The sequence below is a fragment of the Methylobacterium sp. WL6 genome (genome assembly GCF_008040095.1).
Lineage (GTDB): Bacteria > Pseudomonadota > Alphaproteobacteria > Rhizobiales > Beijerinckiaceae > Methylobacterium.
In genome coordinates this window covers 1-1,529 of the sequence record NZ_VRVH01000547.1, presented here as the reverse complement: position 1 = coordinate 1,529, position 1,529 = coordinate 1, and the positions used below count along the sequence as shown (strand labels likewise).

The window sequence follows — 1,529 nt, the reverse complement described above, 5'->3', positions numbered from 1 at the left end:
CGCGTGAGCGGGGGTCGGGAGAGGGGAGCGACCGCTCCGGATACGGCGCTCCCCTCTCCCGACCCGCTTCAGGGGGGCGGGAGGTCCGTGGCGATGGATGAGAAAGTCGGGCGGTCCGCCCGGGAGTGCCCTGCATGCGTACGCGGATCCTGATCGTCGAGGACGAGGAGGCGCTGACCACCCTCCTGCGCTACAACCTCGAAGCCGAGGGCTTCGAGGTTGATTCCGCCGCCCGCGGCGACGAGGCCGAGCTGCGCCTGCAGGAGCAGGTGCCCGACCTGATCCTGCTGGACTGGATGCTGCCGGGGCTCTCGGGAATCGAGCTGTGCCGCCGGGTGCGGGCGCGGCGCGAGACGGTGTCCCTGCCGGTCATCATGCTCACCGCCCGCGGCGAGGAGGGCGACCGCATCCGCGGCCTCGGGACGGGGGCCGACGACTACATCGTCAAGCCGTTCTCCGTGCCGGAACTGCTGGCGCGCGTCCGCGCGCTGCTGCGGCGCGCCAAGCCCAGTCACGTCGCGAACCTGCTGGAAGCCGGCGACATCGAGCTCGACCGCGACAGCCATCGCCTGCGCCGGGCCGGCGGCGAGATCCACCTCGGGCCGACCGAGTTCAAGCTGCTCGAGTTCCTGATGCAGAGCCCCGGCCGGGTCTATTCCCGCGAGCAGCTCCTCGACGGCGTATGGGGCCACGACGTCTACATCGACGAGCGCACCGTCGACGTGCATGTCGGCCGCCTGCGCAAGGCCCTGAACCGCGCCGGCGAGACCGACCCGATCCGCACCGTCCGCGGCTCGGGGTACGCCTTCGACGAGACGTTCTCGGGCGAAGATTGAGTTCGGCTTTCGGTGGACGGCTCAAGCGACCGCAACGATCCGCAACCTGCCGTGGGTCCCTTCTCCCATGGGGAGAAGGACAGGATGAGGGGCGTGAGTCATCCGGGTCGGTCACGACCCTCACCCCAACCCTCTCCCCATGGGAGAGGGAGCCGTCGCGCACACTGAAGTGATTTCAGTCCTACGAAAATTATATTTTTACCAAGCTTCAGGGGAGCTTCGTCCCCCCGCCGTCGAGCCCCGCGCTGCGGCCCGTCGCCTTCACGGCGTCCAGCGCGCTCAGCATCGTCCCCTCGGTGAGGATCTGCGGCAGCACCGTCGGCTCTCCGGCACCCGCGTAGAGCAGGTAGAGCGGCACGCCGCTCCGGCCGTGGCGCTCGAGCAGGCGGGTGATCTCCGGGTTCTGGTTGGTCCAGTCGCCCCTGAGATACGTGACGTCGCGCGCGCGCATCGCCGCGCCGACCGCCGCCGTCCCGAGCGAGGTGCGCTCGTTGACCTGGCAGGTGATGCACCACGCCGCCGTCATGTCGACGAAGACCGGCCGGCCGCTCGCCAGCAGCGCGTCGAGGCGAGCCTGCGTGAACGGCTCGATCCCCTCGGCCCGGGCCTGAGCCCCCGGTGCGACGCGGTCGTGGTCGAGGGTGAGGGCGAGCCCCGCCACGCCGGCGACGGCGAGCACCGCGAGGCCGCGGG

The 1,529-nt window shown here is 70.8% G+C and carries 2 protein-coding genes; one reads left to right on the top strand and one right to left on the bottom strand.

The window, feature by feature from the left end:
- Positions 1-134 precede the first annotated feature (134 nt).
- A complete protein-coding gene (gene phoB / locus FV230_RS28220) occupies positions 135-836 on the top strand; it encodes a phosphate regulon transcriptional regulator PhoB (protein ID WP_147728560.1) in 702 nt (233 codons plus the stop codon).
- A 208-nt stretch (positions 837-1,044) separates the two neighbouring features.
- Here phoB and FV230_RS28215 read toward each other — a convergent pair.
- Positions 1,045-1,529: thioredoxin family protein (locus FV230_RS28215; RefSeq protein ID WP_187275662.1), on the bottom strand; the 485-nt coding region annotated here is incomplete at its 5' end.

Excerpts from the sequence above, each read along its gene's own strand:
- phoB (WP_147728560.1), top strand. The coding sequence starts at position 135 with ATGCGTACGCGGATCCTGATCGTCGAGGACGAGGAGGCGCTGACCACC.